This window comes from Methylotuvimicrobium alcaliphilum 20Z (assembly GCF_000968535.2).
GTDB lineage: Bacteria > Pseudomonadota > Gammaproteobacteria > Methylococcales > Methylomonadaceae > Methylotuvimicrobium > Methylotuvimicrobium alcaliphilum.
The window spans coordinates 3,802,791-3,822,496 of record NC_016112.1 but is presented as its reverse complement, the minus strand read 5'-3'; the positions used below and the strand labels follow the sequence as shown (position 1 = coordinate 3,822,496).

Genomic DNA, 19,706 nt, shown 5'->3' with positions numbered 1-19,706 from the left:
TTTATTGCTTTTACGAAAGAGTGATATAGCAGCACATTCATCATTCATTATCCCTTCGCGTCTTTGCGTGAGCCTCATCTTCACAATCCAGCATAGCCCAAACACTATCGTTTCATTCAAGCCCCAATATGAAATCCCATTGCGTTTTCGAAACCGGCATGATCGATAGGCGATTGCCGCGTCTGACTAGGGCGAAGTCTTCCAGCTCGGAGTATTGTTTCAGTTCTTGTAACGGGATCGTGCGGGATAGTTTTTTTACGTATTGAACATCCACCATGAACCATCGCGGATTGTCGGGCGAGCTTTTCGGGTCGAAGTGTTTGTCGTCGGGGTCGAATGCGAAAGGGTCGGGGTAGCCTTCTCGGCTAATTTTCATGATCCCGACGATGCCGGGGATATCGCAGTTGGAATGATAAAAGAAAGCCAAATCGCCGATCTTCATTTGATCGCGCATCATATTTCTGGCTTGGTAGTTTCTGACGCCGTCCCAGGGTTCGGTCTGATGGGGTCTATTGAATAAATCGTCGATACCGAACTCGTTAGGTTCGGATTTCATTAACCAGTAGTTCATGGATATAGGAAAGGCAATAGGGGCAGTATCTCCCACCTGCGCCGTAATGAGCTATCGTCCTTGAACCAATGGTTCAAGTGGGAACGCAGACGACCTTTCAGGCTTCCCGCGTAAAGCGGGTATGCACACCAAGTTCGAACATTTGTTCCCGGGGTAAATATAGGTTCAGGAAACACCCAGCCCACCCTCGAACGCTGCAGGAGATACAGGACTTCATTTTAACGCGTTTCTGTAATTTCCAAAACGTTTTCTATTTTATTACTCATTTTTATCAGGCTATCCGCCAAATGTAATTCCAATTCGCGGTTCCGGGACTCAGCTAGATGGAGCTCGTGAGCCATGTTCAACGCCGCCATGACGGCAATGCGATCGGCACCGCTGACTTTGCCGGAGTCCCTTATTTGGCGCATTTTTCTGTCGAGTTGCCGTGCGGATTCTATCAGTCCGTCTTGCTCCTCGGGTTCGCAAGCGATTTTGTATTCCTTGCCGAGAATTTCAAGTGTGACAGCGGAAGGTGTTCTGCTCATGTGCCATGCTCCATGGATTTTAAACGGGAGATCATCGCTTCGACTCGGGTTTTGGCTAATGTGGTTTTTTCAAGCAACTTGGCTTTTTGCTTGACAAGTTCCGCTTGCTTAACTTTGAGCAAATGGTTTTCATTTTTGATCGCATTGTATTGTTCGATCAAAAGATCAAGCTTTTCTTCCAAGTCTTTTAATTCGAGTGAATGGTCGTTTTCAGCTTTTGGCATAATATTTAAGTAGATAAAGTGTAGTCATCGCTTGGTTAATTTCGGTTTTTATACACCTGCCTTTTTCAATGGGGTTAGGATTTCGTGATAAATAACGTCCTGGAGCTATGTGCTTTGTTAAGGATTCGGTAACTCGCTTGGCAGGACGCCGTGAACCCAGCACCTAAATTATCCACAATAGTTAACCATAGCCAATGGGCTATGGAATTTAGGTGCTGGGTGAATACGTCCTTGTAGGCTTGACGGCGGCTTTTTCTGCCGCAGACACCTGCCAATCGAGCAACCGAACCCTCCGTAAAATAGGGGAGTTATTTACGACTAAATCCTTAGCGGCGAAGGAGCCGAATTTACCGTGCGAATAAACTCAAGAAGACAAAATGTGCAACTTGGCTAATTGTACTGAAAATGACGGTTTGCTAAAAATAACTTTCTCTCAGTATTATCCATTCGTCCAATCAATGTTAGCATAAGCCGGTTAATTTTTTGGAATCCGTATTTTTTAACAAGAAAATGATTTATCAGACAATCGATCAGACGCTACGGGAACAGGGTGCCGAGGTGACGGCAGCAGAAGCGCATGGCATTGCAACCGGAATGTTGTGTGTTGATGTAAGAGCCAGTCAATCAAATTGGCTGGATGAGCTATTCGGAGAAGGATCCGCCGCATCTGGCGGAAATGTTGTGTTAGGGGATTTGTTCGAACAAACCAGATCGTTATTGACGGATGACGATTATACCTTCGATTTAATGTTGCCGGATGTCGACGAGGAGAACTTAAGCGAAGCCGTTGAAGCGATGCGCGATTGGTGCCAAGGTTTTTTATTCGGTATCGGATTTAGTCAATCGTCTTCAAATTGGACTGGGGATGTCGGCGAAATAGTGAAGGATATTGTCGAAATCACCAAGCTGGAAGCCATCTCTGACGATGATGATAGCGAAGAGGGCCAAGAAGCCTTTGCTGAAATTCAAGAATACTTACGAGTTGCGGTACAGTTAATACGTACTGAATTATCCGGTTCCATTAGCCGTACCACTCATTAAAGATATACCTTTCGCATTTCAAATTTCGGCAGCACCTGAGGAGGCGCCGGGGTGTGCGGCAAAGGCTTTGCCAGCATGGAGCTGGCATAGAGCCTACAGGGATGTATTCACGGCGTCCTTTGACGGACACCCCGGCACCGAATTTTCATCTGCGATGGGTATAAAACACGCATCCGATCCAGTTAACCGGCCCGGATGCTATTTATCGAAAGAGCGGTTCATGCCTGTCGCCGATACTTCATTAGTCGAGTAGCGACTGCTTTACTGCCTTTTGATTGAAAAACCGTCTAAGAATGAAAGGCATGGGATGTGTCTATCGAGGACCGCCGTTTACCCAGCACCTAAATTATCCAGGATTGTTAACCATAGCCAATGGACTATGGAATTTAGGTGCTGGGTGAACCCATCCATGGGGGCTTGACGGCAGCGCTCCCTGCTGCCGTCATCCTCGCTAGCCACACCCCATACCTTCATAAAGTTAGCTAATTTTTGAGTATAAAGGGGGTATGATCACCCTCTTTCACAGTAAAAATCGAGAACGACAGAAAAGATGAAGCAAGCAGAATTTAAAAAACGCCGTAAGCGGTTAATGCAACAGATCGGCAAGGGTAATATCGGGTTGATACCCAGCGCCTCGGCGCAAACCCGTAATCGGGATGTGCATTACCCGTTTCGTCAAGACAGCGATTTTTATTATCTGACCGGATTTAACGAACCGGATGCGCTTGCGGTATTCATCCCCGGTCGGCAGCAAGGACAATATTTGCTTTTTTGCCGCGAATACGATGAGAAAAAAGCGCTTTGGGAAGGTGCGCACGCCGGTTTGATCGGAGCAACGACCGATTACGGCGCCGACGATGCATTTCCGATCGACGATATCGATGAAATACTGCCCGGACTCATTGAAAATAAAGAAAAGGTTTATTATCCGATGGGCCGGGATAGCGATTTGGATCACCGCCTGCTCGAATGGGTGCACCATTTGCGCAATCAATCGCGGGCCGGCGTCAATGCGCCGTTGGAATTGGTATCGCTCGAACATATCTTGCATGAGATGCGCTTGTTCAAAAGCGAGGCCGAAATCAAACTGATGCGTAAGGCGGCTGAAATTTCCGCCGATGCGCATGTCAAAGCGATGCAAAAATGCCGCGCCGGCTTATACGAATATCAAATCGAATCCGAAATCATTTATCATTTTTTACAGCAAGGGTTAAGGGCGGTCGCCTATCCTTCGATCGTAGCCGCCGGTAAGAATGCTTGCGTGCTGCATTACACCGAAAATACGTCTAAATTGGCCGACGGCGATTTGTTATTGATCGATGCGGGTGCCGAATGCGATCACTATGCGGCCGATATCACGCGCACTTTTCCCGTTTCCGGGCGTTTTTCCGAGCCGCAAAAGCTGCTTTATCAACTGGTGCTCGATGCTCAGTCGGCGGCCTTGGCCGAGATCAAGCCCGGCAATCCTTGGAATCAGGCTCATGAGGCATCGGTAAAAACCTTGACTAAAGGCTTGGTTAAATTGGGTTTGCTGAAAGGGCGCGTGGCGAAACTGATCAAGGACGAAGCCTATAAAAAATTCTATATGCACCGAATCGGGCATTGGCTCGGCATGGACGTACACGATGTCGGCGATTACAAGGTCAAGGACGAATGGCGGATATTGGAGCCGGGCATGGTGTTGACAATAGAACCCGGCCTTTATATTCCTAAGGATTGCGAGCAAGTCGACGAACAATGGCGGGGTATCGGGATCAGAATAGAAGACGATGTGCTGGTGACGCAAGACGGGCACGAAATATTGACCGGCGGCGTGCCGAAAAGCGTTGAAGCCATCGAAGCGTTGATGCAGGCGGCCTGATGCGAACTCAATACGATGCATTGATTATCGGCGGCGGATTGGCCGGTAATTGCCTGGCCTTGGCATTGCAAGGTTCGGGACTCGAAATCGCCATGGTCGAAGCGCAGAGCCGCGAGCAATTACAAAATTCATGGGCCGGCGATCGAGCCTTGGCATTGGCTGCCGGCACCGTGACGATGCTGGATGCGCTCGGAGCGTGGCAGGGGGTTTCCGATAAGGCCGCGCCGATCGAGAATATTCATGTGTCCGATCGCGGGCATTTCGGGAAAACCCGCCTGTCGGCGAAAAAGGAAGGCGTCAAGGCGCTGGGCTATGTGATCAAGGCCCGCGATATCGAAAACCATGTCGCGGACTTGGTCGAACGGGCCGGGGTTACCAAACTCAGTCCGGCTCGATTGGCGGGTTTGGCCAGTACCGATAGCGATATTGGCGCGAATCTCGAATACCGTGACGAATCAATAACCTTGACTGCCAAGCTACTGATCGGCGCCGACGGCGGTAATTCCTCGGTGCGGAAATTGCTCGATATTGGGCGGCAAACGACCGAATACGGGCAAACGGCGTTGGTGACGACCGTAAATTGCTCATTGCCGCATCGTAATACCGCTTTCGAACGCTTTACCGTTTCCGGGCCCTTGGCTTTATTGCCGATCGAAGGAAGTCAATGCGCCGTGGTTTGGACCAATACGCACAGGGATGCGGAAAGCTTGATGTCGGTTTCCGATAAGGAATTCATCGAACGATTGCAAGAGTGTTTCGGCTATCGCCTGGGTGAGTTGAGTTTGGCGGCTCCGCGCAGGGCCTTCCCGCTGACCTTGGTACAGGCCGAAACGATGGTGAAAGGGCGCGCCGTGATCATCGGAAATGCGGTGCATCAATTACACCCGGTTGCAGGACAAGGCTTCAATCTGGGGCTTCGCGATGTCGTGCAGTTAGCTGAGATGCTGATCGAACAAGCCAAGCGCAAGCGCGATATCGGCGACTCGATGTTCTTGAAGGGCTATGATCAATCCAGGCGCAAGGATCTGAATAAAATAATCGGCTTTACCGATAACGTAGTCAGGATTTTTTCGAATGACTGGTTGGCCTTGGCGGCCGCCAGAAATTTGGGTTTGGCATTGCTCGATATATTGCCCGGCGGTAAATCGTTATTGACACGCCATGCGATGGGCTTGGCCGGCAGACTGCCGCGCGTCGGCAACAGGAGATAAGGCGGATGACGATGCAAGCGGAAGTGATAGTGGTCGGCGGCGGCATGGTCGGTGCGGCCTTGGCTTGTGCGCTAGGGCATGGCGGGGTCGAAACCTTGTTATTGGACAGGCGCAGTCCGGAGCGGCAATGGGACGAAAGCCTGCGGGATATCCGCGTATCGGCGTTGACCAAAGCCTCTCAGGCCATTCTGGAGGGCGTCGGTGCTTGGCGCGGAATCGTGCAAAAAGGCGCCGCGCCTTACAAGGACATGCGTGTCTGGGATGGCCGCTCCGATGGCTATTTGCATTTCGATTGCGCCGATACGGTGTTCCCCGAATTGGGACATATCGTCGAAAACCGAATTACGGTCGCGGCGCTTTGGGACATCTTGGACGGCTTGCCGACCGTTCAATGCATCACGCCTGCCGAAATCGAGCGTATGGAATCGATCGAAAACGGCAGGCGCCTAAGATTGACGGATGGGCAAAGTTTTGAAGCGCCTTTGGTGGTTGCCGCCGATGGGCGCGAATCGGCCTTGCGGTCTATGGCCGGTATCGGCGTGACGGGTTGGCCCTATCGACAAGACGGTTTGGTCGCGACCGTGCAAACCGAGCTCGAGCATCAAGCGACAGCATGGCAACGGTTTCTCGAAGAAGGCCCCTTGGCTTTTTTACCCCTTTTCGATGGTCAGTGTTCGATCGTCTGGACCTTATCGACCGAGACTGCGCGGAATTATTTGGCATTGCCCGATGATGAGTTTTTAAGGCTGTTGCAACAAGCATCGGGCGGTATTCTAGGCGACATGCTCAAGATCGGCCCGCGCGCGGCCTTTCCGCTGAAATTTCAATTTGCCGACCGCTATACCGACAGTCATTTGGCATTGGTGGGCGACGCGGCGCATGCGATGCATCCTTTGGCCGGACAAGGCGCCAATGCCGGCTTGTTGGATGCCGCAGCCTTGGCCGAAGCCGTCATAGACACTCAACGGTCGGGGCGGCCGTTATCGGGTGTTCAATATCTAAGGCATTATGAGCGCTGGCGTAAAGGCGATAACTTAATGATGATGGCGAGTATGGATTTAATCAATAAAACCTATGCGGTCGGCAATCCTATGTTCGCCAAACTACGTTCGTTCGGCATGAACCGTATCAATCATACTACGGCGTTGAAAGATTATTTGAACCGTCATGCCATGGGATTAAGGGATGACTTGCCGCGCTTGGCCAAAGGGCAGGTCTGTTGGTAAGGATTTACGGTTTACCCGGTCGCGCGGCTTCTGGTATATTCGCTGTTATCCCGAAACGCTTGGTTTTTTATTAAAAAAGGCCTGTTTTTCGGCGAAAATAGAATAACAAATTAAAATGGAGTAATCGATGGCAACGGGGTTTTATATTTTAACGACGATATTTGTCGCGTATGTCGTCTATATGGTGGTCGGTGACAAGGTTAAGAAAAATAACGAATAAGTCCACGGCTTTTTTAAACGATGAAAAAGATAATAACAAACTGCCAATGATCATGCCGAATGGCGGATTCACTTGGCAACTAAATTAATTAACTGGAGGAAGGGAATATGGCGGAAATATTGTTTATTTTAACGACGATTTTTGTAGCTTATGTCGTTTACGCGGTGGTTGGCGATCAAGTGGCCGATATGAAAGCCATTAAGTCAAAAGAGGATTCGCATCCGGCGAAAGCCGAAACCGCTAAACCCGCTGAAGTGAAAGTTGTCGAAAATAAACCGGCGCAGCGAACTGCTAAAAAAGCGCCAGAGCCAGTGGCGAAGGCGCCTGAAAAAAATGAATCGCCCGTAAGCAAAAGCGGTTTGCGCGATCCTGCGACCGGCGAAACGGCCAGTATTCCGACCAATTACCGCTTTGCCAAGCGTTGGATAAAAGAGGCCATGGTCAAAGAAGGCTTGCTCGATAAAGTCTATAAAAACAGCGAATTGGACGATGAAGCCAATGCCAAAATCAAAACGGCTTTGGACAGTTTGCTGCAAATGGATAAATACCGGGCCTAATAGGCTGCCGCATCACCTCGGTCGGGCGGTTTACGGTTGGGGTTTGCTAGCCGTTCAATGGATAGCATTGTAGGGTGCGCATCGCGCACCTTTCCACGGTGCCTAACCGACGAGAGGTCCCGACATAGGTGCGCGATGCGCACTCTACGCCTGGCGCTTTATAACCTATGGTCGGCAACACTTTCCAAGACATGTTGAGATTAAAAAGCGAGAACACTGGAATTGGCGAAAAGGGCTTTTTTCGAAAGGCCTAGTCCAAGCCCAGTTTTTTTAACCGGTAACGCAATGATCGGAACGATAACCCCAGCTCTTTTGCTGCTGCGGTTTTATTCCATCGGTTATTTTCGAGTGCGATGGTAATGGCGGTTCGCTCGATATCTTCCAAATAATCTTCCAACGACGCTTTTGACGGATCGAACGCTGGCGCATCAGGGACGATTTCCGGATTAATCGGTAGATTTAAATCGTCCGCATCGATCGTTTTGCCGTCGCTGAGCGCAACGGCGCGCTCCAGAATATTCTCGAGCTCCCTAACATTGCCCGGAAAATGATAATGTTTCAATGCAGTCAACGCCGATTGCGAAAGCCGGACTTGAAAAGCGTTGTTACTATTTAACGAGGCTAGAATATGTTCGGCTAGTTGCGCGATATCATTGCCTCGTTCGCGAAGCGGCGGAATATTGAGATCGATGACATTGATCCGGTAGTATAAATCTTGCCGAAAAACCCCTTCCTGAACCAATTGATTCAAATCTTTATGCGTGGCGCTCAGGATGCGGACATCGACCGGTGTTTCGTGTTGTTCGCCGACTGCGCGTACTTTTTTTTCCTGAATCGCGCGGAGTAATTTGACTTGCAGCGAAGGAGGCAGATCGGCGACTTCATCGAGAAATAGCGTACCGCCCTCGGCTGCTTGAAATAAACCTTTTTTATCGGCAATTGCACCGCTGAAACTGCCTTTTTTATGTCCGAAAAACTCGCTTTCCATAAGTTCGGGCGGGATCGCGCCGCAGTTTACGGCAACAAAAGGCTTGTCGCTACGCGGGCTTTGTTGATGAATCAAGCGCGCCACCAATTCCTTACCCGACCCCGATTCGCCGCTGATATAAACAGGCGCCTGACTACGTGCCAGCTTGTCGATTTTAGACCGGACTTGGCGCATCGGCTCCGATTCGCCCAATAAAATATGTCGTGTGCGCCTTTCCTTGGTATCGGCATCGGGGGCTAGTTGTAAGGCTTTCGTGACGATTTGCCGAAGTACCGGTAAATCGACCGGTTTTGAGATAAAGTCGAAGGCCCCGGCTTTCATTGCCTTGATCGCAGTATCCATGTTGCCGTGTGCGGTAATTACGGCAATCGGAATCGTGCTGCCCGTGCTTTGGAGGTATTCGACCAATTCGAGCCCGTTGCCGTCGGGTAGCTTCATGTCGGTCAGGCAAAGATCGAACGGATGTTGTTGTAACAACTGCCGAGCCGAGTCGACATTTTCCGCGCACAAGGTGTCGATGTTCATGCGTTTGAGCGTAATGCTTAACAGCTCTCGGATATCCGGCTCGTCGTCGACGACTAAAGTCAAGGGGTGTTTCATATTTCAATCAAAGTTTGTTCGGCGTTCGGTAAACAGAGCCGGAAGCAACTTTGGCTCTGGTCGGTAATATGATAGCTTAGCCTGGCCTGATTCAGTTCGGCTAATTCCTTCGAAATATAAAGCCCCAGACCGGTTCCTTGCGCCGAAGTTGTAAAAAAAGGTTCGAACAGATGCTTGCGGTGACTCGGGTCGATGCCGGGGCCGGAGTCTATTACTTCGATGCAGAGCATTTGTTCGTGTTGGCGGATCGCCAATGAGATGGTTTTTTTTTCGGGGCTGCCGTATTTCAAGGCATTTTGGCACAGATTGTCGAGAATTTGTTTTAAATGGCCTTTGTCCACCAATGCTTGCGCTTGCTCCGATTCGCTCGTCATGGTGAAAAGATCGCGAGTGAAACCGTTTTCAGCACAGAACTGTTCAATGTAGTCGTCTAGCCATTGAATCAAGTCGACTTTTTTACGTAACGAAGCGCTACGCCGGGACAATTGTAAAATATCCTCGATAATCTTGTTCACGCGAGTCGAATGATTTCTAATAATTTCGGTTAGGCGCCGGTCTTCGTCCGATAATTCGATGTTTTCCGCCAGCAGTTGTCCTGCATGGCTGATGGCGCCGAGCGGGTTGCGAATTTCATGAGCGATGCTGGCGGTTAATTGCCCAAGCGAGGCGAGTTTGCTTTGTTGCAAACGCTGATTGTAAAACGCGATATCTTCAAGAATGATCATGTTGAGCGCTTCGTGCCGGGTCGGGAGCGCCGTAAACCGGGTTTGCATCTCGCTGCCGTCCGTTAAGGGAATCACGGCGAAATCCTGGCTAGGGTCGTTCAGCCAGTACGAGAAAGCTTCCGCTAAATAGGGAGAAATAGCATGTAGACGATCAGGCATTGTTGAGCATTGGGTAAGCCTTGCGGCGGCTTCGTTACTCATCCGTATTTGATGGTCGCGATCGGTGATGATAATGCCCGATTGTAAATGTTGAATGATGTATTTGCTGAGCTCCTCGAGTTGGTTGATGGTTTTTTGCTGCGCGGTGGACTGCTCGGTGCGTTGCGCGAGTGCATAGGCCAGCATTGCGATCGTAAAGAATGAGGCGCCGAGCATAGCGGCATAGGTATAGGCGGTATCTCTGAAACTATGGGTTTGGTACGCATAAATCTGCTCGGCAAGGATGGCCAAACTAGCAATGGCGGCGAATAGCAGCGCGCATCGTCCGCCGATTAAAAGTCCGCTTGCGGCGATCGATGCGGCGAGTAAGATTCCGACGCCGCTGTTGATGCCGCCGCAAGCGTGCATGATTAGCGTAATGATGATAATGTCGGTGAAAATGAGCGTTTGAGCCTGAACGGTATAGCTAATCGATCGCCGCAACAAACAAAAGCCGGAAATGATCGTCAGCGCTAAATGACCGCTGCCACTGACGATAAACAAGTATTCGTCGTGACGCTCGCCTGTAGCGGGACCGAGTCGGCTATAAAACAACATCAGGAATAAGCAGGCCAGAATCAGCCGGTAAGTCAGAAAGACTTTTAATAGCAGCCAGGCTTGTCGACGTGGGATGCCGTATCCCATCGAAAAAGGACAAGGATAAATAATATCGGATTTGTTTTCCGGTTTGAGTTCATTAAGCATGGTGTTTTATTGCGGCTTGGTTAAAATAAACCTACAGTAACATTCATGAAGGCCCGGTCATCGCCCCGGCAAATGACAGTTCGAGGCGTGGCGGAGGGTGCGGTCACTCGCTCGACAGGACGCCGTGAACCCAGCACCTAAATTATCAAAGGTAGTTAACCATGGCCAATGGGCTATGGAATTTAGGTGCTGGGTGAATACGTCCATGTAGGCTCGACGGCGGCTATCCTTGTCGCCGACGCCTGTCGATCGAGCAACCGCACCCTCTTCGGAATCGACATTGTTTTTCATGTCGGCTTCCCACTTAAGGCGGGACAAAAGCACTAAGGGTTAACCGTTCGCCCTGAGCCTGTCGAAGGGTGGATGGTTAATCCGCCCATGGTTCGACAGGCTCACCACGAACGGATTAACCTTAAACTGTCCCGCGTTAAGTGAGTAGCCTTCATGTCGAAAAATTAGATAAAGAGTCCAAATTTACAAACTTTCATAGTAAACAGGTTCGAGAAGCAAGAAAAATACGGGCGTCTGTTTACCGGTCTAATTCGGAAAGCTATATTTTCAAATTGGATCGAAATGTAAGCAAGATATCAGGTAATTTTATAACCACCGGAAAATAACGATGAACATCCATGAATACCAGGCCAAACAGTTGTTTAAACTCTATGGCATTCCAGTGCCGGAAGGCAGTCCGGCGGAAACGGCGGGACATGCCGAACAAGTCGCGCGCGAACTCGGCGGCAATGCTTGGGTCGTCAAGGCGCAAGTTCATGCGGGCGGGCGGGGCAAGGCCGGCGGCGTCCATATCGCCAAAAGTTTAGACGAGATTACCGAATTCAGCCGTAAATTGTTGGGTACGCGCTTAGTGACGCAACAAACCGGAGCCGAAGGCTTGCCGGTCGAGACGCTTTATGTCGAAAAGGCCGGGCAAATCGATCGCGAGTTTTATTTAAGCGCATTGGTCGACCGAGGCAGCGAACGCGTGATATTTATCGCATCGGCGGCCGGCGGCATGGATATCGAAGAAGTTGCGGAAAAAACGCCGGACCGCATCATTTCGTTTCAAGTCGACCCGGCTGCCGGGCTTCAGCCTTATCAATGCCGCAAAGTCGCATTTGCGTTTGGGCTTGAGTCTACGCAATTCAAGAGTCTCGAAAAAATCATGGCCGGTATCTATAAGCTGTTGCTTGAAAAAGACGCCGGTCAGATTGAAATCAACCCGCTCGTGACGACGAATTCGGGCGAATTGGTCGCTGTCGATGCAAAGATCAACTTCGACGACAACGCGGTCGCCGTGCATCCGGATATTACCGCGATGCGCGATCCGGGGCAGGAGGACGAAAAGGAACATAAGGCGCAGCAGTTCGGGCTCAATTACATCACCTTGGACGGCAGCATCGGCTGCATGGTCAACGGCGCGGGTCTTGCGATGGCGACGATGGACTTGGTGAAATTGAAAGGCGGGAGTCCGGCTAATTTCCTTGATGTCGGCGGCGGAACGAATACCGAAAAAGTCGCCGAAGCGTTTAAATTGATCCTGGCCGACCCGAACGTCAAGGCCGTGTTGGTCAATATTTTCGGAGGCATCGTCAAGTGCGACGTGATCGCCGAAGGCATTTTGGCCGCTGTCAAGGAAGTCAGCGTCAAGGTTCCTGTCGTGGTCCGGCTTGAAGGCACAAATGCCGAAGCGGGGCGTACATTATTGCGGGAGTCGGGATTGAATTTAGTGGCGGCGGATGATTTAGCAAAGGCTGCCGAACAAGTAGTCGCACTGGCGGAGGGTGTATGAGCATTTTGGTGAACAAAGCAACGAAAGTCATCTGTCAGGGCTTTACCGGTAAACAAGGTACTTTTCATTCGTTGCAAACGCTCGAATACGGCACGCAGTTGGTCGGCGGCGTAACGCCCGGGCGCGGCGGCGAGACTCATTGCGATTTGCCGGTGTTCGATACGGTCGAACAGGCCGTGCAAAGAACGCAAGCTGAAGCTACGGTGATTTATGTACCGCCGTTCTATGCGGCCGATGCGATATTGGAAGCCTTCGATGCCGGCATCAAAGTGATCGTCTGTATTACCGAAGGCATTCCGGTATTGCACATGCTGCGCGTCAAGGCGGCGATGGCCGGTTCCGATGCGGTTTTGATCGGCCCGAATTGTCCCGGCATCATCACGCCGGGCGAATGCAAAATCGGCATCATGCCGGGTTTTATTCATCAGCCCGGCAAAATCGGTATCGTGTCGCGATCAGGGACATTGACTTACGAGGCGGTGCATCAAACAACGCGCGAAGGCTTGGGGCAAAGCACCTGCGTCGGCATCGGCGGCGATCCGATTCACGGCATGAATTTCATCGATGTGATTAGTCGGTTTCAGGCCGATGAGCAAACGCACGGCATCGTCATGGTCGGTGAAATCGGCGGTAGCGAGGAAGAAGAGGCGGCCGAATACATCAAGGCGCATGTCACAAAGCCTGTGGTCGGCTATATCGCCGGACAAACAGCGCCGCCCGGCAAGCGCATGGGTCATGCCGGTGCGATCGTGACCGGCGGCAAAGGTACGGCGGCAAGCAAAATCGCCGCGATGAATGCGGCCGGCGTCGAAATGGTCAGCTCGCCCACCGAGATAGGCGAAGTCATGAAAAAAGTCTGCGGCTAGAAAAAGGCGCGCGATACGCACCCTGCGACTGATATAGCGGCTCCCACAAGAGATAGGATGGTTCGCCAAGCAGAACGGGGTTTAAACCCCGTCCTAAACCTTTCGCCCGTGGCCAAAGCAAACCGAAATGTTTGGAGCAAATCGAAACGTTCGGAGCGGGTTGAATAACCCGCCCCGCATGGGTTCTAAGCAGGACGGGGTTTAAACCCCGTCCGAAACGTTTCGCCCGTGGTCAAAGCAAACCGAAATGTTTGGCGCAAAACGAAACGTTCGGAGCGGGTTGAATAACCCGCCCCGCATGGGTTCTAAGCAGGACGAGGTTTAAACCCCGTCCGAAACGTTTCGCCCGTGGCCAAAGCAAACCGAAATGTTTGGCGCAAATCGAAACGTTCGGAGCGGGTTGAATAACCCGCCCCGCATGGGTTCTAAGCAGGACGAGGTTTAAACCCCGTCCGAAACGTTTCGCCCGTGGTCAAAGCAAGCCGAAATGTTTGGCGCAAATCGAAACGTTCGGAGCGGGTTGAATAACCCGCCCCGCATGGGTTCTAAGCAGGACGAGGTTTAAACCCCGTCCGAAACGTTTCGCCCGTGGCCAAAGCAAACCGAAATGTTTGGCGCAAATCGAAACGTTCGGAGCGGGTTGAATAACCCGCCCCGCATGGGTGGGAACGATAGGGGGAATAATTACGGGATAAGAGCTGAGAAGCGGCTAATTCACCGACGGCTGATAAGCCACCGAGAAATCGTTCAATGCGGCCAGCGCGTCTTCCGGCTTTCTGCTTTCATCCAATTGAAAGGCATCGACGCCGGTTCTGTGCAGATAAAATATCTGATCGATCAAGTAATTACCGACCGCGCGAATTTCGCCGCGGTAATGATAGCGGTTGCGCAGCAGCCAAGCTTGACTGAACGAACGCCCGTCGCCGAACATCGCGATGTCCAATTCGACCAAAGGCATTCCGGCTAAATCGCCGGCAATGTCTTCAAGCGCATCGGTCGAGCGAATTCTGAGACCGGTTTGTCCTTCGCGCCGAGCAAAGGAGTCTTTATCGTTCAGCCAGCGAGATACGGAAACGGTAATATCGCCGGTTTGCGGGATGTCTTGATCATCGGCGACAAATTGCCAATGGTCTTCGGTGATTTTTTTATCTTTAATGATTTGCATAAACTTGCTCTTTAAAGGGCGTAATGCCGACGCGTTTAACGGTATGTAAGAAAGACTCGCCTTCCTGTCTTTGCTTGATGTAAACATCGAGAATGTCTTGCACGGCCCGCGTGATTTGATCCTTGGCAACCGCAGGCCCCAGTCTTTCGCCGATCGCGGCATCGTTTTCGGACGAACCGCCCAGTGTGATCTGATACCATTCTTCGCCTTTTTTATCGACGCCAAGAATCCCGATATGGCCGACGCTTTGATGCGCGCAGCCGTTCATGCAGCCTGAGATGTTAATCTTGATATCGCCGAGATCGTGAAGATAATCGAGATCGTCCAGGGCATGATTGATTTCACGGGTAATGCCGATGGAACCTGCGTTGGCCAGCGAGCAAAAATCGAGGCCCGGGCAGCAGATGATGTCGGTCGCGGAGCCGATATTCGGCGTGGCCAGATTGGCGGCGTCGAGCGCCTGCCATAAGGTGAACAAATCCGTCTGCTTGACATCGGTCAAAACCAAATTTTGCCTATGAGTGCTGCGGACTTCGCCGAAACTGAAGCGGTCGGCCAAATCGGCGACCAAGTCCAATTGCGCATCGGTAATGTCGCCGGGAGGGGCGTCGGGCGCTTTCAGAGAAATAAAGGCCGCACGATAACCGGGTACGCGATGATCGGCCGTATTCTGTTGAACCCAAGTTGCAAAAGTCGGATTGTCTTGGAGACGATCATTGAAACTGCCGTCAAGGTCGGCATCGGTTTCGTAAGCCGGCGGTGCGAACTGGGCTTTAATGGATTCTATACGCTCGTCGCTCAGTTCGAGACTGTCTTTGTTCAACTGCCATTCTTGCTCGACCAGTTCAGTGATTTTTTCGAGGCCTTCTTCTTTAACCAAAATTTTGATTCTGGCTTTGTACTTATTGTCGCGGCGTCCGAAAAGATTATAGATACGGACGATCGCTTCCAGGTAAGACAGTAGGTGTTTTTTCTCCAGAAACGGACGGATCACTTGTCCTATGACAGGCGTGCGGCCTAGGCCGCCGCCGACGAAAACTTTAAAACCGATTTCGCCGGCATCGTTTTTAACCAAATGCAGGCCGATATCATGAAATTGCGTTGCGGCCCGGTCGTGCAGGGCGCCGCTGACAGCGATCTTGAACTTGCGAGGCAAAAACGCGAACTCGGGGTGCAGTGTGGTCCATTGACGAATGATTTCGCAGTAGGGGCGCGGATCTTCGATTTCATCCTTACACACGCCGGACAAGGGGTCTGTCGTCGTATTGCGCATGCAGTTGCCGCTGGTTTGTATCGCATGCATTTGGACCTCGGCCAGTTCCGCGAGAATGTCCGGGACTTCCTCGAGTTTGGGCCAATTGTATTGAATGTTTTGGCGCGTCGTAAAATGACAATAACCCTTGTCGTATTTACGGGCGATTTCGGCCAATTTGCGCAATTGCCTGGACGACAGCAGACCGTAAGGGCCGGCCACGCGCAGCATCGGCGCGTGAGTTTGAATGTACAAGCCATTCATTAAGCGAAGCGCGCGGAATTGATCGCCGTCGAGTTCTCCTTTCAGGAAGCGTTCGGTTTGGCCTCTGAATTGGGCGACACGTTCATCAATGAGCGTTTGATCGTCTTGAGTGTATTGGTACATAGTGAGGATGAGCTGTTGGAAAAGCGCCCTAGGAGGGCGAATAAGTGAATCGGCGTAACTATTCAGTTCCCCGGTAATGATCGTTCCCACGCTCTGCGTCACTGCTATATAAGTTAAGCCGTTCGTGGTGAGCCTGTCGAACTATGGACGGCTTAACTTATCGACCCAGGCTTTTCCATTCGCCCTTCGACAGGCTCAGGGCGAACGGAAAAATCCTTAACATAATGGCAGTGACGCTCTGCGTGGGAACGCCTGAGTACCGATCCAGCGTCTCGGTCTTCGTTCCCACGCTGGAACGTGGGAACGATAGGGGGGGAATAATTACAAACCGGCAATATTATACCGACACGGATAAAATGACAAAGTTTATTATGCGGTTATAATATCCCGCTTGAAAAATTTTAACGTTCGTTTTTCCGATAATTTACTAATCAGGGGGTTCTTTTGTTGCGGCTTATATTTGTGATGTTGGCTTTGTGTCTGCCGGAGCTGGCGCTGGCAGGCGGGTTTGAAAACCTGGATCTAACCGGTACCGAGCGAGGTATCTATACCGTATTGATTTTCGTCATCGCTTACGGTTTCGTGATGGCCGAAGAATTCACCGGCTTGAAAAAATCCAAACCGGTCATTTTTGCGGCGGGGATTATTTGGGCGCATGCGGCGGTTTTGGCGGCATCGAAAGGCGTTTCGACCGAAGAGTTGCATGAAGCCTTCGAGCATAATCTAAAAGAATATGCGGCCTTGATGCTGTTTTTGTTGGTAGCTATGACGTATATCAACGCGATGGCCGAGCGTAACGTGTTCGAAGCGCTACGTTCCTGGTTGGTAAGAAAACAGTTCAGTTACCGTAAGCTGTTTTGGATTACCGGTATCATCACGTTCTTCTTGTCGTCGGTTGCCGATAACCTGACTTCGGCCTTGTTGGTCGGTGCGGTCGTATTGGCGGTCGGCAAGAAAAACGACAAATTCATCACGATCGGTTTAATTAACCTGGTGATTGCCGCGAATGCCGGCGGCGCTTTTTGTCCTTTCGGCGATATCACTACATTAATGGTATGGCAAGCCGGTTATGCGGAATTCTTCGACTTTTTCGCGTTGTTTATTCCGTCCGTGGTTAATTACCTTGTGCCGGCTGCATTCATGCATTTCGCGGTACCGGACGAGCAGCCCGAAGCGGTTCAAGAAGCGGCGGTCGTATTGAAACCGGGTGCGGTAACGGTATGTCTGTTGTTTGCATTGACCATCGTTTCGGCGGTCAGCTTCAAGCAATTTCTGCATTTGCCGCCGTTCATGGGCATGATGTTCGGTCTTTCGATTTTGATGTTGTACGGTTTTCATATCACCACGCTCTATCGCAGTAACGAAAATTACGAGTTCGATATCTTCAATAAAGTGCGCGATGCCGAATGGGATACCTTGTTCTTTTTCTTCGGCGTGGTTTTCTCGGTAGGCGGTTTGGGTTATATCGGTTATCTCGAACTGATGTCAGTGGCGATGTACGACGGGCTTGGGTTTACTTCGGCCAACATACTGGTTGGTGTGATGTCGGCGATCGTCGATAACATTCCGGTGATGTTCGCAGTATTGAACATGGACTTGGAAATGGACTTGTACCAATGGTTGCTGGTTACGCTGACCGCCGGTGTGGGCGGGTCGATGCTGTCGATCGGTTCGGCGGCGGGTGTGGCGTTGATGGGGCAGTCCAACCATAAGTACACATTCTTCAGTCATCTAAAATGGACGCCGGCGATCGCCGCCGGTTATGCCGCCAGTATTTTCGCTCACTACTTGGTGAACGGCTAATCATGGCGCATCGGCTTCGCGTTGACGCTCCGCTGCTTGATTGCCGGTTGCCGGCATGACGGCTGTTAAGAGCGGATGGCGCGAAGCCTTCCTCGTCTATACCCGGCCTCGCGTGCTGGGTATGGTCTTTCTCGGCTTTTCGGCCGGTCTTCCCTTTCTATTGGTTTTTTCGACACTGTCGGCATGGCTTCGCGATGTCGGTGTCGAATTATCCGTCATCGGCTTTTTCAGCTGGGTCGGCGTAACATATTCCATCAAAGTCTTTTGGGCGCCGGTGGTCGATACGCTGCCGCTGCCGTGGTTGACCAAGTGTATCGGCAAGCGGCGCAGTTGGATGTTACTGGCTCAACTGGGTATTGCTGCTGGCCTAGTCGGCATGGCGAGCGCCGATGTCGAATCGCAATTGCAATGGATCGCGATATTCGCCGTTTGGGTGGCGTTTTGTTCCTCAACCCAAGATATCGTTATCGATGCCTATCGAATCGAAGCGGTCGTCGTCGAATATCAAGGCGCGATGGCGGCGATGTATGTGCTTGGCTATCGAATTGCCTTGCTAGTGGCCGGAGCCGGCGCGTTTTATCTGGCCGAGTATTTCGATTGGTCGATTGCCTATCAAATGATGGCAGCCTGCATGCTGGTCGGTGTCGCGGCCACGCTGATTATTGACGAACCGCTCCCTAACGAAGATCAAGAAGCGCGGAAATTGGCGCGACAAGTGGAGGCGGCCATCGGAGTCGCCGGCCGCCGAAATTGGCTGGCGCGATTGGGCGCCTGGTTTTCCGATGCGGTGCTAAGCCCGTTCGTCGAGTTTTTTACAAGAAACGGCAAATTCGGCTTGATGATACTGGTGCTGATCGCGACTTATAAAATGAGCGACATCACGATGGGCGTGATGGCGAACCCGTTTTATTTGGATATCGGCTTCAGTAAAAAAGAAATTGCCGACATCAGCAAAATTTTCGGGTTTTTCATGACTATCGCCGGGGCCTCGATCGGCGGCGTATTGGTGGCCCGCTACGGCATCATGAAGCCTTTGTTGCTCGGCGCGGTGATGGCCGCAGCGACCAATTTACTGTTCGTGCTGCTCGCCGTCTCGGAGCCCAGCTTAGCTTTGCTCGCCGGCGCCGTCAGTGCCGATAATCTCAGCGGAGGTATTGCGACCTCGGTGTTCATAGCCTACTTATCGAGTATGACCAGTACGGCCTATACCGCGACCCAGTACGCCTTATTCAGTTCGCTGATGACCTTGCCGGCGAAACTTTTAGGCGGCTTCTCGGGAATAGTGGTCGAGCATTACGGTTACGAATTATTTTTCATCTATTCCGCATCGGTCGGATTGCCGGCAATCGTATTGGTGCTGGTGTTGATGCGGCGCTACGCGCGAGTAAATATTCAGTCCCCCTCTTTGAAAAAGAGGGGCTAGGGGAGATTTATTAAAATAAATCCCTTGGCAGGACGGGGTTTAAACCCCGTCCTAAGCGTTTCGACTGTGGCCAAAGCAAATCAAAACACGTTCCGGGCGGGTTATATAACCCGCCCAGCGTGGAGAGCGTTTCCTTGGCAGGACGGGGTTTAAACCCCGTCCTAAACGTTTTGCCTGTGGCCAAAGCAAACCAAAATGATTAGCCCAAATCAAAAACGTTCCGGGCGGGTTAAATAACCCGCCCTGCGTGCAGAAAGAAGCAAATGCCATAAGGGATCGATCAAAAATTGATATTGCGATTCACTTATATAAACAGTATCATACGCAGTTCATTAATAAGTACGTGGCCCATTAACGGGTAATTTGGAAG

The 19,706-nt window shown here is 51.2% G+C and carries 16 protein-coding genes and 1 other RNA gene; 9 read left to right on the top strand and 8 right to left on the bottom strand.

Annotated elements, in window-relative coordinates:
- Positions 1-112: 112 nt before the first annotated feature.
- From MEALZ_RS16110 to MEALZ_RS16100, 4 genes are all read right to left on the bottom strand, one after another.
- Positions 113-571, bottom strand: a complete 459-nt coding sequence (locus tag MEALZ_RS16110; RefSeq protein WP_046061213.1) for an EVE domain-containing protein — start codon at positions 569-571, stop codon at positions 113-115.
- Between the two features lie 25 nt (positions 572-596).
- A non-coding RNA gene (gene ssrS, locus MEALZ_RS21225) (6S RNA) lies at positions 597-777 on the bottom strand.
- A 12-nt stretch (positions 778-789) separates the two neighbouring features.
- A complete protein-coding gene (locus tag MEALZ_RS16105; RefSeq protein ID WP_014149722.1) occupies positions 790-1,098 on the bottom strand; it encodes a cell division protein ZapA in 309 nt (102 codons plus the stop codon).
- Positions 1,095-1,322, bottom strand: coding sequence for a TIGR02449 family protein (locus MEALZ_RS16100; protein WP_014149721.1), 228 nt, complete (start codon positions 1,320-1,322; stop codon positions 1,095-1,097). Before MEALZ_RS16100 ends, MEALZ_RS16105 begins: the two co-directional genes overlap by 4 nt.
- Before the next feature lie 510 nt (positions 1,323-1,832).
- Here MEALZ_RS16100 and MEALZ_RS16095 point away from each other — a divergent pair.
- The 5 genes from MEALZ_RS16095 (at position 1,833) to MEALZ_RS16075 (ending at position 7,438) form a co-directional block, all read left to right on the top strand.
- Positions 1,833-2,363, top strand: coding sequence for a UPF0149 family protein (locus MEALZ_RS16095; RefSeq protein ID WP_014149720.1), 531 nt, complete (start codon positions 1,833-1,835; stop codon positions 2,361-2,363).
- A 550-nt stretch (positions 2,364-2,913) separates the two neighbouring features.
- Positions 2,914-4,224, top strand: coding sequence for a Xaa-Pro aminopeptidase (gene pepP / locus MEALZ_RS16090; RefSeq protein WP_014149719.1), 1,311 nt, complete (start codon positions 2,914-2,916; stop codon positions 4,222-4,224).
- Positions 4,224-5,435, top strand: coding sequence for a 2-octaprenyl-6-methoxyphenyl hydroxylase (ubiH, locus tag MEALZ_RS16085; protein ID WP_014149718.1), 1,212 nt, complete (start codon positions 4,224-4,226; stop codon positions 5,433-5,435). Before pepP ends, ubiH begins: the two co-directional genes overlap by 1 nt.
- A 5-nt stretch (positions 5,436-5,440) precedes the next feature.
- Positions 5,441-6,661, top strand: a complete 1,221-nt coding sequence (locus tag MEALZ_RS16080; RefSeq protein WP_014149717.1) for a UbiH/UbiF/VisC/COQ6 family ubiquinone biosynthesis hydroxylase — start codon at positions 5,441-5,443, stop codon at positions 6,659-6,661.
- A gap of 327 nt (positions 6,662-6,988) precedes the next feature.
- Positions 6,989-7,438: a hypothetical protein gene (locus tag MEALZ_RS16075; RefSeq protein ID WP_014149716.1), complete on the top strand. Its 450-nt coding sequence runs from the start codon at positions 6,989-6,991 to the stop codon at positions 7,436-7,438.
- Between the two features lie 250 nt (positions 7,439-7,688).
- Here the strand turns inward: MEALZ_RS16075 and MEALZ_RS16070 are convergent, their stop codons facing one another.
- Positions 7,689-9,026, bottom strand: a complete 1,338-nt coding sequence (locus MEALZ_RS16070; RefSeq protein WP_014149715.1) for a sigma-54-dependent transcriptional regulator — start codon at positions 9,024-9,026, stop codon at positions 7,689-7,691.
- A complete protein-coding gene (locus MEALZ_RS16065; protein ID WP_014149714.1) occupies positions 9,023-10,654 on the bottom strand; it encodes a sensor histidine kinase in 1,632 nt (543 codons plus the stop codon). The genes MEALZ_RS16070 and MEALZ_RS16065 overlap by 4 nt, the downstream gene beginning before the upstream one ends.
- Positions 10,655-11,273: 619 nt before the next feature.
- Between MEALZ_RS16065 and sucC the strand changes: the two genes are divergently transcribed.
- Entirely contained in the window at positions 11,274-12,440 is a 1,167-nt protein-coding gene (sucC, locus tag MEALZ_RS16060) for an ADP-forming succinate--CoA ligase subunit beta (protein WP_014149713.1), read from the top strand.
- On the top strand, positions 12,437-13,306 hold the full coding sequence (gene sucD / locus MEALZ_RS16055) for a succinate--CoA ligase subunit alpha (protein WP_014149712.1): 870 nt from the start codon (positions 12,437-12,439) through the stop codon (positions 13,304-13,306). The genes sucC and sucD overlap by 4 nt, the downstream gene beginning before the upstream one ends.
- 709 nt (positions 13,307-14,015) lie before the next feature.
- On the opposite strand, the gene MEALZ_RS16050 is transcribed toward sucD, so the two are convergent.
- Together MEALZ_RS16050 and MEALZ_RS16045 are read right to left on the bottom strand one after the other, a co-directional pair.
- Positions 14,016-14,471: a DUF934 domain-containing protein gene (locus MEALZ_RS16050; protein WP_014149711.1), complete on the bottom strand. Its 456-nt coding sequence runs from the start codon at positions 14,469-14,471 to the stop codon at positions 14,016-14,018.
- Positions 14,458-16,110 (bottom strand): nitrite/sulfite reductase, encoded by a 1,653-nt coding sequence (locus MEALZ_RS16045; protein WP_014149710.1) that lies wholly within the window; start codon positions 16,108-16,110, stop codon positions 14,458-14,460. The genes MEALZ_RS16050 and MEALZ_RS16045 overlap by 14 nt, the downstream gene beginning before the upstream one ends.
- 465 nt (positions 16,111-16,575) lie before the next feature.
- On the opposite strand from MEALZ_RS16045, the gene nhaD reads away from it, so the two are divergent.
- Both nhaD and MEALZ_RS16035 read left to right on the top strand, forming a co-directional pair.
- Entirely contained in the window at positions 16,576-17,913 is a 1,338-nt protein-coding gene (gene nhaD / locus MEALZ_RS16040; protein WP_223842388.1) for a sodium:proton antiporter NhaD, read from the top strand.
- A 55-nt stretch (positions 17,914-17,968) separates the two neighbouring features.
- Positions 17,969-19,336, top strand: a complete 1,368-nt coding sequence (locus tag MEALZ_RS16035; RefSeq protein WP_014149708.1) for an AmpG family muropeptide MFS transporter — start codon at positions 17,969-17,971, stop codon at positions 19,334-19,336.
- Positions 19,337-19,706: the final 370 nt, after the last annotated feature.